This is a genomic window from Paenibacillus nuruki (assembly GCF_963311185.1).
GTDB classification, from domain to species: domain Bacteria; phylum Bacillota; class Bacilli; order Paenibacillales; family Paenibacillaceae; genus Saccharibacillus; species Saccharibacillus nuruki.
In genome coordinates, this window is the sequence record NZ_OY725677.1 from 2,745,287 (window position 1) to 2,761,686 (window position 16,400).

At 40.5% G+C, this 16,400-nt stretch carries 13 protein-coding genes and 1 riboswitch; of the genes, 6 read left to right on the forward strand and 7 right to left on the reverse strand.

Features of this window, described 5'->3' with window-relative positions; genetic code table 11:
• Positions 1-60: 60 nt before the first annotated feature.
• The 3 genes from RCP16_RS12255 to RCP16_RS12265 are packed head-to-tail and all read right to left on the reverse strand — an operon-like array spanning position 61 to position 4,768.
• Positions 61-1,665 carry a response regulator gene (locus RCP16_RS12255; RefSeq protein WP_137222280.1) on the reverse strand — a complete coding sequence of 535 codons (1,605 nt, stop codon included), beginning with the start codon at positions 1,663-1,665 and terminating at the stop codon, positions 61-63.
• Positions 1,658-3,484, reverse strand: a complete 1,827-nt coding sequence (locus tag RCP16_RS12260) for a cache domain-containing sensor histidine kinase (RefSeq protein ID WP_308640410.1) — start codon at positions 3,482-3,484, stop codon at positions 1,658-1,660. The genes RCP16_RS12255 and RCP16_RS12260 overlap by 8 nt, the downstream gene beginning before the upstream one ends.
• A 3-nt stretch (positions 3,485-3,487) precedes the next feature.
• Positions 3,488-4,768 carry an extracellular solute-binding protein gene (locus tag RCP16_RS12265; RefSeq protein ID WP_308640411.1) on the reverse strand — a complete coding sequence of 427 codons (1,281 nt, stop codon included), beginning with the start codon at positions 4,766-4,768 and terminating at the stop codon, positions 3,488-3,490.
• A gap of 327 nt (positions 4,769-5,095) precedes the next feature.
• Between RCP16_RS12265 and RCP16_RS12270 the strand changes: the two genes are divergently transcribed.
• The gene (locus RCP16_RS12270; protein ID WP_371748088.1) at positions 5,096-6,502 is read left to right on the forward strand and encodes a family 43 glycosylhydrolase; all 1,407 of its coding nucleotides are present in this window, start codon (positions 5,096-5,098) and stop codon (positions 6,500-6,502) included.
• A 186-nt stretch (positions 6,503-6,688) separates the two neighbouring features.
• On the opposite strand, the gene RCP16_RS12275 is transcribed toward RCP16_RS12270, so the two are convergent.
• Positions 6,689-7,669 carry a DMT family transporter gene (locus tag RCP16_RS12275; RefSeq protein ID WP_069326924.1) on the reverse strand — a complete coding sequence of 327 codons (981 nt, stop codon included), beginning with the start codon at positions 7,667-7,669 and terminating at the stop codon, positions 6,689-6,691.
• Between the two features lie 136 nt (positions 7,670-7,805).
• A riboswitch (FMN riboswitch) is annotated at positions 7,806-7,964 on the reverse strand.
• A 387-nt stretch (positions 7,965-8,351) separates the two neighbouring features.
• Between RCP16_RS12275 and RCP16_RS12280 the strand changes: the two genes are divergently transcribed.
• Entirely contained in the window at positions 8,352-8,648 is a 297-nt protein-coding gene (locus RCP16_RS12280) for a hypothetical protein (protein WP_371748090.1), read from the forward strand.
• 65 nt (positions 8,649-8,713) lie between these two features.
• On the opposite strand, the gene RCP16_RS12285 is transcribed toward RCP16_RS12280, so the two are convergent.
• Positions 8,714-9,586, reverse strand: a complete 873-nt coding sequence (locus tag RCP16_RS12285; protein WP_069326923.1) for a hypothetical protein — start codon at positions 9,584-9,586, stop codon at positions 8,714-8,716.
• Positions 9,587-9,745: 159 nt separating this feature from the next.
• Positions 9,746-10,621, reverse strand: a complete 876-nt coding sequence (locus RCP16_RS12290) for a LysR substrate-binding domain-containing protein (protein ID WP_069326922.1) — start codon at positions 10,619-10,621, stop codon at positions 9,746-9,748.
• A 215-nt stretch (positions 10,622-10,836) separates the two neighbouring features.
• Between RCP16_RS12290 and RCP16_RS12295 the strand changes: the two genes are divergently transcribed.
• The 4 genes from RCP16_RS12295 to RCP16_RS12310 are packed head-to-tail and all read left to right on the forward strand — an operon-like array spanning position 10,837 to position 15,919.
• On the forward strand, positions 10,837-11,820 hold the full coding sequence (locus RCP16_RS12295; RefSeq protein WP_308640412.1) for an ABC transporter ATP-binding protein: 984 nt from the start codon (positions 10,837-10,839) through the stop codon (positions 11,818-11,820).
• Positions 11,821-11,865: 45 nt separating this feature from the next.
• Positions 11,866-12,900, forward strand: coding sequence for an ABC transporter substrate-binding protein (locus tag RCP16_RS12300; RefSeq protein WP_308640413.1), 1,035 nt, complete (start codon positions 11,866-11,868; stop codon positions 12,898-12,900).
• Positions 12,901-12,914: 14 nt separating this feature from the next.
• Positions 12,915-14,600 (forward strand): ABC transporter permease, encoded by a 1,686-nt coding sequence (locus RCP16_RS12305; protein WP_137222274.1) that lies wholly within the window; start codon positions 12,915-12,917, stop codon positions 14,598-14,600.
• Positions 14,597-15,919 (forward strand): MBL fold metallo-hydrolase, encoded by a 1,323-nt coding sequence (locus RCP16_RS12310; protein WP_069326919.1) that lies wholly within the window; start codon positions 14,597-14,599, stop codon positions 15,917-15,919. Before RCP16_RS12305 ends, RCP16_RS12310 begins: the two co-directional genes overlap by 4 nt.
• Before the next feature lie 202 nt (positions 15,920-16,121).
• On the opposite strand, the gene RCP16_RS12315 is transcribed toward RCP16_RS12310, so the two are convergent.
• Positions 16,122-16,370, reverse strand: a complete 249-nt coding sequence (locus RCP16_RS12315) for a type B 50S ribosomal protein L31 (RefSeq protein WP_069326918.1) — start codon at positions 16,368-16,370, stop codon at positions 16,122-16,124.
• Between the last annotated feature and the right edge of the window lie 30 nt (positions 16,371-16,400).

Below are 16,400 nucleotides of genomic sequence, written 5' to 3' on the forward strand. Positions count from 1 at the left end.
AGGTCTGTTGCCTATATGCGCATATTGCGTTCAAGCGATGATGAGATAGTGGCTACTTCATTACACCGGATGTTGATAATGACGACGACTGTCCCGATACTGTTTGGGTGTGGTACCTGTTTCTGTTTTGAATACTCTATTGAAATGCCTAATATTTACAAACCCTGTATCATAAGCAATCGTCGCAATCTTCTCATCACTATGGATTAATCGCTTGATCGCTTCTCGAATTCGAATATCAGTCAATACTTCGACAAATGAATGCCCTAATCTATTTTTGAACAGACTGCTGAGATAAGAAGCATTTAAATAGACTTTTTCTGCCATTAGACTGAGGGTGATCGGTTCAGCATAATGTTCTTCCAGATAACGTACTACCTGATCTACAGCGTGGATCACATGCCCTTCTTTACGCTGAATCAGCTCATACAGCGAATACAATAAATCCCCACAATAACGGGCAAGTTGCTGGCGTTCATTGATCAGTAGTACATTTTGTAATATCCCACCCATATCCTGCTTATTCAGCCATTCACTGAGTACGTTATAATCCAAAGCAATCTCATAACACTCTAATAATATTTTGCAGATCTGTTGTTGGATCACTTCAGGATTACTGATCTGACGGCATAATCGTTCGATAAAAGCTTGGACTTGCTTTGTTAATTCTTGTCCATTTTCTTCTGCTAATAATTGTTCCAAAAAATGTCGGTCTGCTGCTTCTAATCTTGATAATGGCATTGTATTTGTTGTGGAAGATTCATAGACAAGTACTTGATCTCCACCCGAAATCAAACGATAGAGCAGAGCTGTCTCTGCTTCACGATAGGATTGGGGTACCGATTCGAGATCAGCCACACCGCCACCGATACCTATCGTCACGGTCATCTGGGATATACGTTTAATGCTACGAATTAATTGTCCTGACAATGATCTAATCTGCCGGGCTGTCTGTTCACTGTGATCACTATTAATGAGTGCAACCACTTGATGATGATCGATAAATGTGTAACCTTGCAAAGGCTCCAATATGATCTCACGGACAAATTGTTGAATATACAAAAAGAACAGTTCAGGATCATTCTGTTGATACCGTTGTTCTGTGACAGAATCTCGATCCAATTGAACAATCAGACAATATATACCTGTATGGGGAAAAGAAATATTCGCTTGATCCAATAATTCGCCTTCATCATAAGCACTATTGCCATGAATCAGACTGCTTAATATTTGTTGTCGGATCACTTGCTGACTAGGAATATGCTCTGCTAACGATTGCGATTCATTTTCTTTGGTTAACTCTGCTTCTACTTTGCCCAAAGCGGTGTACAGTTCTTCTTTATTAACAGGCTTAAGTAAATAATCTCTGGCTCCACTGCGAATCGAATGACGTGCATATTCAAAATCATTATGTCCACTGAGCACAATACAGCGAATAGATGGATACTGTTCTGCTACTGTGGCTTGAAGCTGGATACCATCCATACGAGGCATCCGTATATCGGTGATTACTAAATGAGGGCGTTGATCCTGAATCATTTCCAGTGCTTCCAGTCCGTCACGCGCTTCACCGATCACTGTCCATTCCAGATTAGATTCATGAATCAAATGGGTGATTCCTTTACGAAAAATCATTTCATCATCAACAACTAATACGTTATACATGATCAGTATCTCCTTTCTTCAACTCCTCTATATGATCAACCTCAACGATAGGCATAGTCACGATCACTTGTAATCCTCCTTCATCCCGATTATGCAACGTAATGCCATACTCATTACCATATTTGAGTGCAATTCTGCGATGAACATTAACCAATCCATGACCTCCCGGCCCTTCTGGCAATATCCCTGCTTCCATATGGTGATGTTGTTCTTCAATCCATTCGTTTTCCATACCCGGTCCATTATCGATCACATCAATCTGAATCTGTTTATTCTGTCTATGCACTTCTATCTGAATATAAATATCTCCACGACCTCGTTCTAAGCCGTGAATAATTGCATTTTCTACAAGCGGTTGTAACGTTAAACGAATTATCGGATGTTGTAGCAATAATGGATCTGCATGAATCGTATACGACAATCGCTCATCATATCGGATACGCTGAATCGACAGATATCCTCGTACATGCTCTAGCTCCTGTTCAATCGTAACTTCACTATGATCGCTTCCGATACTATACCGAAGCAGAGCACTCAGATGATTGGTCATCTGCACCACTTCACGATTGCCTTCGAGTTCAGCGTACATACTGATAGAACCCAGTGTATTGTAGAGAAAATGAGGATTGATCTGACTTTGCAGTGAAGCAATCTGTGCATTTTTTTCTCGAATCTCTGTTTCGTATAACCGATAGGTTAATGACCCTAGACGAGACACCATAATATTAAACGTTCGACTTAAATGTCCGATCTCATCGGTCTGATGTACTGGCAAAGCAATATCGAATTCTCCCCGTTCTACAAGTTTCATCGAATCCCGTAATACACTAAGCGGTCTTGTGATTCGCATCGCATGAAAAATCGACACAATTACCGATATAATGAGACAGATGCCGCCTAACCAGATCATTTGCCGATTCACCTGCCGGGCATCCTGTACCAAGACAGCGACAGGCACTGCTTGAAGAACCGTCCAATGCGTGACAGGCGATGTCTGATATGTAAGCAACACGGATTGTCGCCCACTATCTATCGTTAATGTTCCTTCTCCTCCATACTGTTGCAAAGTAGCATCTTCTACAGGAAAAGACGGGCTTTTATAAATCAATTGCTTATGCTGATCCATCATGGCAAATAACGAGGTCGGAGAACCGGCAAGATGAGTAATTCGATCTGTGAGTGCTTCAGCAGGCACATCGATCACCAGTGTACCTAATTCTTGACCATCATCCAGACTACGAATCTTACGCGCAATTGAGAACACTTGATATACAGTTCCATTATCAGACAATATCGCATGAGGAGCGACAAAATATCCTTTACCGGATAATGCTGTATTTACAGGTAATAATCGTTCTCGATCTCCTGACTCTGCAAATCGACCGGGACTATCAGGCAATTCTACATAAGACGAATGCGTATGATTGGTAAACAAAGCCACTCCTGCGATATCTACACGTCCATTGACCCGAATCCGTCGTACAAAACGTTCTAATAGTAGACGATCTTCATATCGATCAATCACTTGATCTTGCTTATCATGCTCAAGATACTCCATCATTTCTGGAGATTGATACGGCAAAATAGATAATAAAACCAACTCATTCATATAAGCATCTAGATTCGATGTAAATTCACGCACTACATCCGCTTGATATTGCCCGGCATTGTTTTGAATAGAATCGGAATAGCCAATACTCGATATCCATGAAGAGATGACTAACGGAATCGAAATCAGTGTGATATTCATAATAATCAGCCTTGTGACCAACCGCATATTTTTCCAGCGACGAATCCAATGTTTTATAGGTATCTGCATCCCTTACTCCTTCAAAATCTGGTTAATTAACGGCTCTAAATGATTTAACATTTGATCAACACTTTGCTTGCCGTACCAGATTTTCTCCAATTCATTAATCAGCGCATCACTCATCATAATTTGCTTCGGATGACTGGGGAAATATTCGACATGATTGGCTTCTGCAACATACTCTTTACGAAATGGAAGCGACAAATATGCAGGTGATAAAGCTTCGGCTTGAACAGCAGGTACATGTCCTGCTTCTCCCCATATGGCTCCATGCCGGGCTAACCAGTTGGCAAATTTAATCGCCGCAAGTACTTTTTGAGGATCTTGTTCATGATGGGTTGGAAAAGCAAGTGTATGCGCATCACCCCATGATCCAGCATGATCATAGATTTGTGGAAAAGGCATGACCCCAAAATCCAAATCAGGTACTTTTTCAAACGAACCGATAGACCATACGCCTAGAAAAAGTAAAGCTGCTTTCCCCTGTGCAAATTCATTAGAAGCATCATTGATATTCGGCGGAATCAATTGTTGATCATACAGTGAAGTGACTAATTCTAGCGATTTCTTAGCGGCAGGCATATTTACAGAAGCACGTGTGCCATCCGAAGTATATAATTGTCCTCCTCCATCGATCTGAGCGTACAATGACCACCATAACCACAACGAATCAATACGCACATTGGGTACAGCTAGAGGAGCAACATCTTGTGGGATATGCTGTTGTAATTTCTGCAAAAAGTCTACAAATCCTTGTTCTCCGGGTTGCATCTGTACTTTGCCATTTTGATATAAGCCCGCTTTGGCTAACCACTTTTTGTTGTAATACAATATGCTAAAATGAGTATCCAGTGGAATTGCATAATGTTGTTCATTGACCATTGTTCTTGCAAGAATTGATGGATTAAAGTCTGTAAAATGTACTTGCGCTTTTGCAGCGAATTTATCTATATTTTGTATAAATCCTGCGGGGATATACTGAGCGAACATAGACGCATGTACAATCGCTACATCTGGCGCTTCTTCGGTCACGATCGCTGTCGATAATTTGGTATAGTAATCATCTGATTTATTATTTTTCATCGTGACTACAATATGATCAGTATTCTCTCGATTGTACCGTTGTACCAATTCATTCATAAATGAAATATCGCCCCCACTAAAAGGAGTCCAAAATGATATTGAAATAGACTCGGGAGCAGATAAATCCGTAGAGGATATTGTGTTCTGTCCATCATCCCATAACGATGATAATCCTCCACGATAAACTCCATAACTTATCAGTCCAATCATCAATATCATAAGGCTTAGCAACACACTATATAATCTAAGCTTTGTCATCGAAAATAAAGACTGTTTGATCCATTTCATCATATAATTCAACCTCGCTTTGTAGATGTGCTTCATCCTTAAGTAAAACCAAGCGTACGAATTATGCCTAATGTACCTGTTTGATCTCAAAGTGTAAACGGTTAAACTCTTCATTCAGACCCTCTCTTGAATATCTCCAATAGAATGTCTATCCATCCAAAATATCGTCCTGTTCCACAACTCTATTCTGCGTTACAGTTCCTATTGTAAGCGTTCTCTATTTTAAGAATATGCAAAGGGGTTGAATCAATGAACAGTCGTCGATTGATGATCAAAGGAGGATTTTTATTTTTGCTATTCACTTTGCTTATGAGTACCAGTATCAGTATGGCTTCAGCAGCATCTGTACAAAAACAGTTTTATAATGTCATTATGCAAGATGGTGCAGATCCGTGGATGTATAAGCATACCGATGGATTCTATTATTTCACAAAAACGACAGGGAACAATGTCACGATCTGGAAATCTTCAACATTAACCGGGATTGATGCTGCTGAAAAACGTGAAATTACCACAGGTGGACAAAATGTCTGGGCGCCTGAAATTCATTTTCTTAATGGAGCCTGGTATATTTACTATGCCAAAGACGATGGAGATAATGCTAATCATCGTATGTATGTGATGCAGAATACGAGCAGTAATCCTATGCAAGGTACTTGGGTAGATAAAGGTCAAATTACCGACACAACGAACCGCTGGGCGATCGATGGCACTCCACTATCAGTTAACGGACAATTGTACTTTATCTGGTCAGGTTGGGAAGGAACCGATAATGTTAGACAAAATCTTTATATTGCCCATATGAGTAATCCGTGGACGATTGATTCTGTACGTGTTGAAATTGCTCGTCCTACGTATGCATGGGAAACGAATCATCAACCTAACGTCAATGAAGGCCCTCAAGTGGTGATCAAAAACAACAACATTAATCTAATCTATTCTGCCAGTGGAAGTTGGACGAATGATTATGCGTTAGGCTTAATTACAGCACAGACAAACAGCAATTTATTAAGCCCTTCGGCTTGGAGCAAACGTGCTCAACCTGTATTTTCTTCTGCTAATGGAGTCTATGGCCCGGGTCATGCTTCATTTACCACTTCTCCTGATGGCAAAGAAGATTGGATTGTATATCATGCTGCCAAATTCAACAATTCAGGCTGGAACCGAGAAATTCGCACTCAGAAATTCAGCTGGAATACAGACAATACACCTCAATTTGGTCAACCACTGAATCCGAATGTACAGATAGCTATTCCATCAGGTGAACCAGATCGCAACCGTTATGAAGGCGAGCAAGGAACTTTTGGCGGAGCAGCTTATGCTTCTTCAAGCCCTAATGGTTCAGGATCGTCCAAAGCAGGTCATATTGATACAACAGGCAGTTATGTACAATATTCTGTGAATGTTCCTACAACAGGAACCTATATGCTAGCTGCACGTACAGGCAATGGCACCGATGGACTGGATTGGTCTACTCTGCGCCTTTCTGTCGATAGCAATAATGCAACAGACTTTTTTATTACGAATAAAGGTTGGGAAAATTGGGGATTATCAACGCAACGTCTATCGTTGACAGCAGGTAATCATACGATTCGTTTTAGTAAAGGAAATGGTTATGGAGAGTTAGACTTCTTCGATCTAGTACGTATTCAATAAATATAGGATGCTTTCAGACTTGAGATGACAAGCTACTGAATATTCAATATCTTATGACATCGCTATCTTATACAAATTAAAAAAATCCTGTCTACTATAGCGGAATTTCGCTGGGTAGACAGGATTTTTGATATTAAAGTTACTATTTATAGATAGATGAACATATTCTTTTTGATACAACAGAGCTTATGATGCAGAAGGTACTGCTGTTTTGGCATCAGATGGTTGTTGACGTCTGGAAATAAAGAATAACGCTACCCAGATTAACAAGAATCCGACCAATTGAGCCCATGTTAATAATTGTCCAAATACGATCCAGTTAATAATGACACCGACTAATGGAAAGCTCAATTCTGCTAATGTTGCTACCGAAGCTTTGGTGGTCGATAATCCTTTATAATACATCAATAGACTGAGCAAGCCCGGCAATAAGGCTTGACCTAGCAAATTCAATGATACCGCTGCGATACCACCAGAATCAGCAGATAGGCTCCAAGCTGCACCTTCATGCCAAGTTAATACAAGCAATAATGGTAGTGCCATAATAAAGCGCAATGATGTGACGGTCTCATATTTCATCTGTCCCACCATTAAGCGTCCCATAACTGTAGATCCACCCCATAATGCAGCTGCACCTAGAGCAAATAAACTACCGACCTGTACAAATTCACTCATATGACCAATCGGAATCGCGAATCCGAAAGTTAAAATATACGTACCGACTAATGCTAAAGCAAATAACCAGCCAAATCCACGCGGTAATACTTCTTTCAAAATAATACGGGCTAATACGATGGCAAAGATTGGTTGTAATTTCTGTAATAATAAGACGGCATTGAGGTTACCATGAGCCAATCCCATCGTAAATAGAATCGTAGCAATTGCTGATCCACCCCATGATAAGAACAATAACGCTCCAATATGGCGCATTTTTAATCCTTTTAATTCAGCACGGTTCACCCATAATACCGGAGCCGCCGCTAGAAAAACAATCAAATGCTCCAACAATACCAACTGAGTTGAAGTCATTGTTTTCAGCAAAATAATTCGGAACAGTGGATCAACGCCCCATAAAGCGGCGCCTACAAAAACAAGCCAAAATCCACTTTTAATATGACGCTGTCTAGCTGATGATGCTGTTTTGATGTTATAACTTGCATTTTCCATGATTCAAACTCCCTACGTGATTAGAATTTGAATATGAGATCTCATACGGAAAGCCCCCGTTATCAACGTACAATAAACGGGGGCTTGATCAAATAAACGTGCAACTGTATTTTACAATACACTGGCATGCTTATCGGTTGATCTTCTCCCATCCGGACTTTACCGTCGGCTCTGGATTCTCACCAGATCAGTCATTCCTCTATAAAACGAAAAATGAGTCGCGGGCTACCATTTTTTCACTTGTAAAAAAATGTTCACCGCCGGTCGGGAATTGCACCCTACCCCGAAGATCTCTATTCGATTTTGGTTTGTTAGTATAATTTAGCTACTCTCATGTTTAACCATGAAAACAAGATTTGAAAACTTTCTTGTATCAAACATTCAATATATCTCATTATAAAGATACTTTTAGTAACTTGCAATAGTTTTGTACAAATAAATAGCTAACAATAGATTAAAACATTTAATCCCGATCAATTAACTATACTATACAACAAATATAATTTCTGTCTAGTCATGATCGAATGTTTCTATACATTTATAGATTTGTCGATAAAAATGGAAAATATAACTATTTTCTTTTGCATTACTCTATTGTCACATATCTGTAACAGTTGTATAATCATAGATGCTTTACATGTTTCCACAATATTCAGTACATAATTGAGAGGGGTAGAAAAATTTGGATTATAATTCGCAAAACAATGGTTACCCGCCTGCGCAACCGGATGCACCTGCTTCTATTATTAGTGTGAAAGAATGGATGCTTACACTTTTATTGTTAGCTATTCCAATTGTCAATCTAGTAATGTTATTTGTATGGGCTTTTGGTGGCGGTACTCATCCTACCAAAGCTAACTATGCCAAAGCAGGACTGTTATGGGCAGCAATCGTTATTGTTATTTACATTGTTATCTTTCTTGTTTTCGGTGCAGCATTATTCGCAGGTATGGGCAATATGGAACGCAGCGGATACTAATAGAACAACCAAAAGAAGCACCTCGCAGGGTGCTTCTTTTTTTGTCTATTTTTAAATAGATGTTCTTAGTAACGATCTAATACCAATTGTGTTTTGAGTGAATCTTGTGGTACTAACCAACCTTCTTGATTCAAATAGTTCATTAATTGTTGACGATCTGCTGCTGCTGTATTGTAATCATCGGTTTTGAACGAAATCTCTATCACTGGCTCTGTACCTGTTCCTGAAGCATTGCGAATGGGCCAAATTTCAACATCCACATCGATTCCGTTCCATGTTCCTTCATATTTACTAGCTACTACAGGTCCATAAGCACGAGACACTTTTAGCTGCTTTTCACCCCAGCTTGATCCATCTTTCCACTTTTTCAATTTCCCTGGAAGATTATCTACAAGTAGAGACAATGCTTTGCTATCTGCTGGCAATGTGGCTCCTGATGTGGTTGCTTTAGACTTTTTATCATTAGAAAGACTTAACGTCTGCTTACCATAACCCCAATCGACTTCAGCTTCATAATTCGTATCTGATGCATCAAATCCTTGTTGATTCGCTAGAGTTAACGCCGCATCAATATTTCCGTTAGCAATGTTATAACGCTTTTTATACGTCATTTCAAAATTATCTTTATCTGCTTTTTTGCGAAAACGTACATTCCAACCTTCACTATCTAACTGCTTATCACTAGTATCGAAATACTCTACCGCAATTTTCTGCGCTGTTGCAGGTAGATCAAAAGCATCTTTCACTTCAGACTGAATCGTTAGGTCGCTGTTCAGAATATCATCATCCAGCATAAATTTAACCTCATACGTTGGTGTGAGATTGGCGGCTTTGGCATCGACAACAGATGTAGATTGTGGAATATACAATCCTGCGAACAACACACTGCTTAGCAATACCAATGGAGCTTTTTTACTGAGCTTCAATCCTAAATTCATTTGCAAATTCTCCCCTGTCTGTGGAATATCATTTGACTACTACTCCAATGTAACAGTGAAGAATGATAGCGGAATCAACAGATATAGATCATTTCGTAAAAGATATCTATAGTTTCTATATGCTATTCATCACTTTTTCGATGCTACTGATATCTGCACCTAACTAAAATATTTCACAAACTGATGAATAAGCCCTGAATAATGACGTTGACTGTTATACACATAATAAATGTAACGATGAAAAGGCGTATTCGGTAATGGTCGCATGTGGAGTAATCCTTGATGCACCTCTTCTTCGACAGCCATTTTGGATAAAAAAGAAACATACTCTCCCAGCATGACCGACTTCTTAATCGCTTCAGGTGAATCAAGTTCCATATATTGCTCGGATACCACACCTACACTACTCATCCAGCGATTGCTCAATTGACGTGTACTTGATTCGCTACCATGAAGAACAAATCGGCTTTGACGTAGCGTGTCCATATGCAACTCTTCATAGTCTGCCAGCTTGTGATCCGGCGCGAAAATAGCCACCATTTCATCTTCATCGACTAATCCTTTGACTAATGAAGGATGTTCGAATGGTTCAGTCAGCATAATACCCAGATCAATCTCATGATTAATCAACATTTCTCTGATCACAGGCGAAGGCTTTACAGCAATCGAAATACTCACTCCCGGATAAGCACGACTGAACGTATCTATAATAGAAGGTAATAAATAGGTCGCTGGTACATAACTTGCTCCTATTCGTAAATTTCCTCGTTCCAATGCTCCAAATTCTTGTACCACTCTTCTCGATTCTGCGGCTAATGCGTTAATCTTAACTGCATAATGAAGTAGCGCTTTACCCGGTTCTTTGAGCATTACTTTGCCACCTCTGGATTCGAACAACGCAACACCCATTTCTTTTTCCAAACTTTTCATATGAAAAGTAACTGTCGGTTGCTTGAGCCCTAACTCATCTGCGACAGCGGTAATTTTGTGATGTCGGTCTAATAATTCTACTATTTGAAATTTGATCAAATTCATCGTATAACCCCCATCATTGCTTTTCTTCCACCGTACCATAGAAACATTCGATGATTGTCAAAAGGAACACACTATAAACTTAATGTTGCGTTTACATTCCCCACATACCCCGTGCAAATTGAGCAGATATACTACATATAGAAAGTAGTTCAGGGCAGTATTCGCACACAGTAATCATGCCGATGAACAAGCGTCAAAGATAGGTGGAATACAAAATGACAGCATTAACGATTCAAGGGATCAGCAAGTCTTTTGATGGTGTACAAGCATTACAAGCGACTGATCTAGTGATCGCTTCTGGCAAATTCACAACATTACTCGGACCTTCTGGTTGTGGTAAAACTACATTATTACGTATGATCGCTGGACTTGAAACGCCCGATCAAGGAGAGCTACGGATCGAGAATGATATTCTGTACTCTTCCAAGCAACGTAAAAATGTCCCTCCACACCGCCGTGGATTTGGAATGGTATTCCAAGAATTTGCCTTATGGCCGCATCTCACTGTTTTTGAAAATGTCGCTTTCAGTCTACGTGCTTCCGGTCAGAAAAAAGATATTCAAGCACGCGTTATGACTGCACTGACACAAGTACGTCTGCAAGGAATGGAACAACGTTATCCACATCAACTATCAGGTGGACAACAACAACGGGTCGCTTTTGCAAGAGCGATTGTGATGCAACCACGTCTAATTCTATTTGATGAACCACTAAGTGCATTAGATGCCATTTTACGTGATGAAATGCGAACAGAGTTAATGAATTTGGTACAACAGTTAGGTGTAACAGCCCTCTATGTTACCCATGATCAGACTGAAGCTATGGCGATGTCTGATGAGATTATTGTGATGCAGTCTGGATCGATTTTACAACGTGGAACACCTGAACAAATTTATCGACAACCGACTCATCCATTTGTAGCTCGCTTTATTGGACATTCCAATTGGATTGATAATGGACATCAGATGGTTCGTCCCGAGCATATCCGCTGGCAGAGCAATCATTCGCCTGATGAACATATACATACTGGAATGATACAACAGGTCAGCTATATGGGTGATCGCTATGAAATTCTATTGGATATGGGTGAAGAACGACTCTGGACGGCTTATCAAGATGAACGAATGACTGTCGGTGAACAGGTCCATATTTATATTTCCGCACAACATGTTCATACGATCAATGCTGTCTCTGTGTAATCAGCTATTTAAATATGGATTTAACCACTCTAGGAGGAATAAATAATGAAATGGAATCAATTGTGGCAAAAAGGAAGTCTGCTTGCTTTAACAGCGATCTTGGGAACAACACTTGCAGGTTGTAGCACTTCGACAGGCGCATCAACTGCGGGTTCATCTACAGCAAAAGATGCAGGTACACTGGTTGTCTATAGTGCAGGACCTGAAGGATTAGCTAAAAAAATTCAAGCAGGTTTTGAAGCCAAAACAGGGATTAAAGTTGAAATGTTCCAGGGAACAACAGGTAAAATCCTTTCCCGTATGGAAGCTGAAAAAGCCAACCCTGTAGTCGATGTGGTTGTTCTCGCTTCTCTTCCCTCTATGCAAGCATTAGCAAAAGAAGATATGACACTCGCTTATCCAGAAGCAGCTAATCACGATAAATTAGTCAAAGATTGGTCAGATACAGAAGGTAAATATGTGAGCTATAGCGCTTCTGCTCTCGGCATTGTCTACAATACCAAAGAAGTGACGACTCCACCTACATCATGGGCAGATCTTGCGAAGCCTGAATGGAAAGACAAAGTGAATATTCCTGATCCTTCGTTGTCTGGATCTGCGCTTGATTTTATTACAGGTTATTTAAGTGCTGAAGGTGATAAAGGTTGGTCATTATTTGAACAATACCAACAAAATGGAGTTGCTATTGCAGGTGCGAATCAAGAAGCACTTGATCCTGTCATTACTGGAGCCAAATCAGCTGTAGCTGCTGGTGTCGATTACATGGCATACAAAGCCAAAGCTGATGGTGAACCTGTCGATATCGTGTATCCAAAAGAAGGTACAGTCATTAGCCCACGTCCTGCGGCGATTATCAAAACAAGTCAACATGCTGATCAAGCTAAGCAATTTATCGACTACCTATTGTCAGATGAAGCACAACAAATGGTAACCAGTGCTTATCTATTACCAGGAAGAACTGATATCACTGCTGACAACCGTGCCAACTTAAGTGAAATTCCAACATATCCTGTGAAATGGGATTGGATGGGCGAACACAGCGAAGAAACAACAACCAAATTTACGAACCTATATAAATAAGTGGTGATCCTATGATGAAAACAAATACTAATCGAACTCTATTCACTTATCAAAAAATCAGTACGGCTGCGGCATTTTTGCTGCTCGCCGTACTAATTGTATTTCCGCTCCTGATGATTTTCCGAACAGCTATTGACCAAAATGGTGTGATAGATCTAATGGCTCCTTTGCGTCTGCTCGGTCAAAGTGATCTTACTTCGGTGATGTTCAGTACATTATGGCTGGGATGTTGTGTGATTGTCACGACGACAGTGCTGGCGCTACCTTTAGCGTGGATGATGGCGAAAACAGCGATTGGTAGACAACGTTGGTTAGATGTTGTTTTTCTGATCCCTTTTATGACACCCCCTTATATTGGTTCTATGGGTTGGATGTTATTTATGCAAAAGAACGGCTATATGGAGCAGATTCTTCCCGCTTCAGCCAAAATCACACCTGCTTTTTTCAGCTTTGGTGGCATGGTCATGATTATGAGCCTACATCTGTTTCCTTTTCTTTATCTAATTCTGCGCAATACGTTAGAACAGATCGGCGGAAGTACAGAAGAAGCCGCTTCTGTTCACGGTGCTTCCTTTGGCTATCGTTTCCGTCGCATTATTTTACCGTTATTATTGTCTAGCTATGCGATGGGTGCTCTATTAATCTTTGTCAAAACGATTGCTGAATTTGGTACACCGGCTACCTTTGGTCGCAAAATCGGATTTTATGTTATGACGTCTGAGATTCATAAATATATTTCCAGTTGGCCGATTGATTTTGGCAAAGCGACCTCACTTGCTTCTTTACTTTTAACAGCATGTCTATTGATGTGGTATATCCAAAGTATATTAAGTAGTCGTTACTCTTACCGCTTAACAGGAGGTAAAGGATCACGTAGTAAAAAGTATTCTCTGCGTGGTTGGAGTGGAATTGTCTGCTGGTTGTATATCAGTGTATTACTGATTACCTCTATTGGTATTCCTTACTTTTCTGTGATTACGGCTTCATTATTGCGCTTGCGTGGAACAGGGCTAGCTGTCGGTAACTTTACGTTAGAGCATTATAAAGACTTGTTAAGCTGGGGTTCTGAAAGTATGGAAGCACTCATCAATAGCTTTACCCTTTCACTTGTAGCTGCGACGATTGCTGTATTAATCGGTACATTTCTAGCACTCAAAGTTGGACAGGGCAAACGATGGTCACAAAAAGGAATCGACCTATTCAGTCTAATGCCGAATACCGTTCCTGGAATCGTGATTGTTGTAGGATTGATCTTATTCTGGAATTCACCATGGATGCCTATTCCTCTTTATAATTCATATGGCATGGTGGTCTTAACGTATATTATTTTGTTCTTGCCGTATACGTTACAGTATGTCAAAGCGAACAATGGACAGATTGATCCTATTTTATTACAAGCCGGTGCAATCTCTGGCGGACATCCTTTATATGTATTCCGTCGTATTTTACTGCCTCTACTGCTTCCCGGTATGATCGCAGGTTGGACAATGACGTTTACGATTGCTAATCGTGAATTGGTGGCTTCCCTGTTAATTTTGCCACCATCTATGCAGACTTCTGCAACGTATATTTTTGCTCAATTTGAACAAGGAGCTGTATCGATGGGAATGGCGATGGCTGTCGTTTCAGTGGGGATTACTACAATCTTACTGCTGATTTTACAAACGTTACCTGCTTATCGGAAGCAGCAAGTATCATGATGGAACTCACTATACTTGGCGGTGCAGGTGAACATGGTCGATCCAGTTATCTACTCCAACAGGGGGAGCAGAGTCTGTTACTTGATTATGGTGTCAAAAAAGAAGGCGATGGACAATATCCGATCACACCTGATATGGATGAAATGGTCGCTAGTCTACAGACTGTCTTTTTATCGCATGCTCATGAGGATCATTGTATTGCATTACCTTTGTTATATAAACATGGTTACACAGGCGATGTCTGGACAACTAGAGCTACGGTAGGGCAATTACCTGCTTATTTTGAAGCTTGGAAAAAGTATACCGATCATCGCTCAGCAACACGCCCTTACGATGATGAAGATCAACAGCGTATCCAATTTCGTTATTTGGAAGATATCGCCCCACCGGGGAGCTGGAGCCCTTTATTGCCTCATCTGAGTGTGTGCTGGGGTCGAGCAGGACATTTACCCGGTTCGATCTGGTTAGCGTTATGCTGGCATGATAAATATATTTTCTTTTCTGGAGATTATACATCAGAATCCCAGTTGTTAGCCGCCGATCGTCCACTGCACCAGACACGATTAATCTCAAAAACGCAAACGATTCCGGGTATTCTCCCTGATCTGGATATGGCAATTATTGATGCTGCGTATGGTGTTGACCCTGATCATCAAGATAATAAGTTAACCCAGTTGAAGCGACATATCGATGAGACTCTTCGGCAGCAGGGATCGGTGATGCTTCCTGTACCGGTCTATGGCCGGGGACAAGAACTCATGTTATGGGCAAGTGAAGAATATCCGAACACGCCTCTGCTTGTCGAAGCAGGGCTACTTAACAACTTGCGTTCATTTACAGCCGATACGTACTGGCTTCATTCACAAGCATGTGCACGGATTGAACGTCTGCTTCAGCACCCATTGCTGTATGTCATGGATGATGAACTATCTCGCACCACTTTGCCTGCACAATATCAGCAATTTATTTTATTTACCGATGATGGTATGATGCAATCGGTCAAAGCACAACAACATTATGAACGTATAGCAAACAATGAACATAATGCCGTGATTTTTACAGGGCATCTGGCGCATGGTTGCTTCGGACGTAGACTGTTGCTCGATACAGAACGTGAAGGTTGTAAAGTCTATTATGTCCGTTACAAAGTCCATCAAGGGCTTCCTGATGTACGGCGAATGTTACTGGATCTCAAAAGTCCACCTGCACTACTTGTTCATGCGACCAAATCACGTACCGATGGACTGGCGCTACGATTAGAACAAGAAGGGTTCCATCGTATTCATTCATTGCTTCCAGAAGACAAAATACAATTTTGAGTCCCTATAATTTTGAGTCACAACGATGATCATGGGAATGATGATACATGAACATAATCATCCCATATCATTTCTTACCTTTTGTATAAAAAGGCAACAAAAAAAGCGTACCATATTCATATCCTAGGATACGAACAGGTACGCTTTTTATGACGGTTCAAAACAGTTCGAAAACGTTTTGAAATGGTGTTCAACGTACGTCTTAGTTTTTCAAGCCGTATTTTTTGTTGAACTTGTCTACGCGGCCACCGATGTCTGCGTTTCTTTGTTTACCAGTGTAAAACGGGTGAGAAGCAGAACTAGTATCAACGCGAATCACTTGATAAGTGTTGCCATCTTCCCATTCCATAGTTTCGCCGGAAGTTTTAGTTGTTCCACTCAGGAACTTATATCCGCAACTTGGATCAAGAAAAATAGCTTGTTGGAATTTAGGATGTCCTTCTTTTTTCATGAGTATCACCTTCGTTCATAAAATTAATCG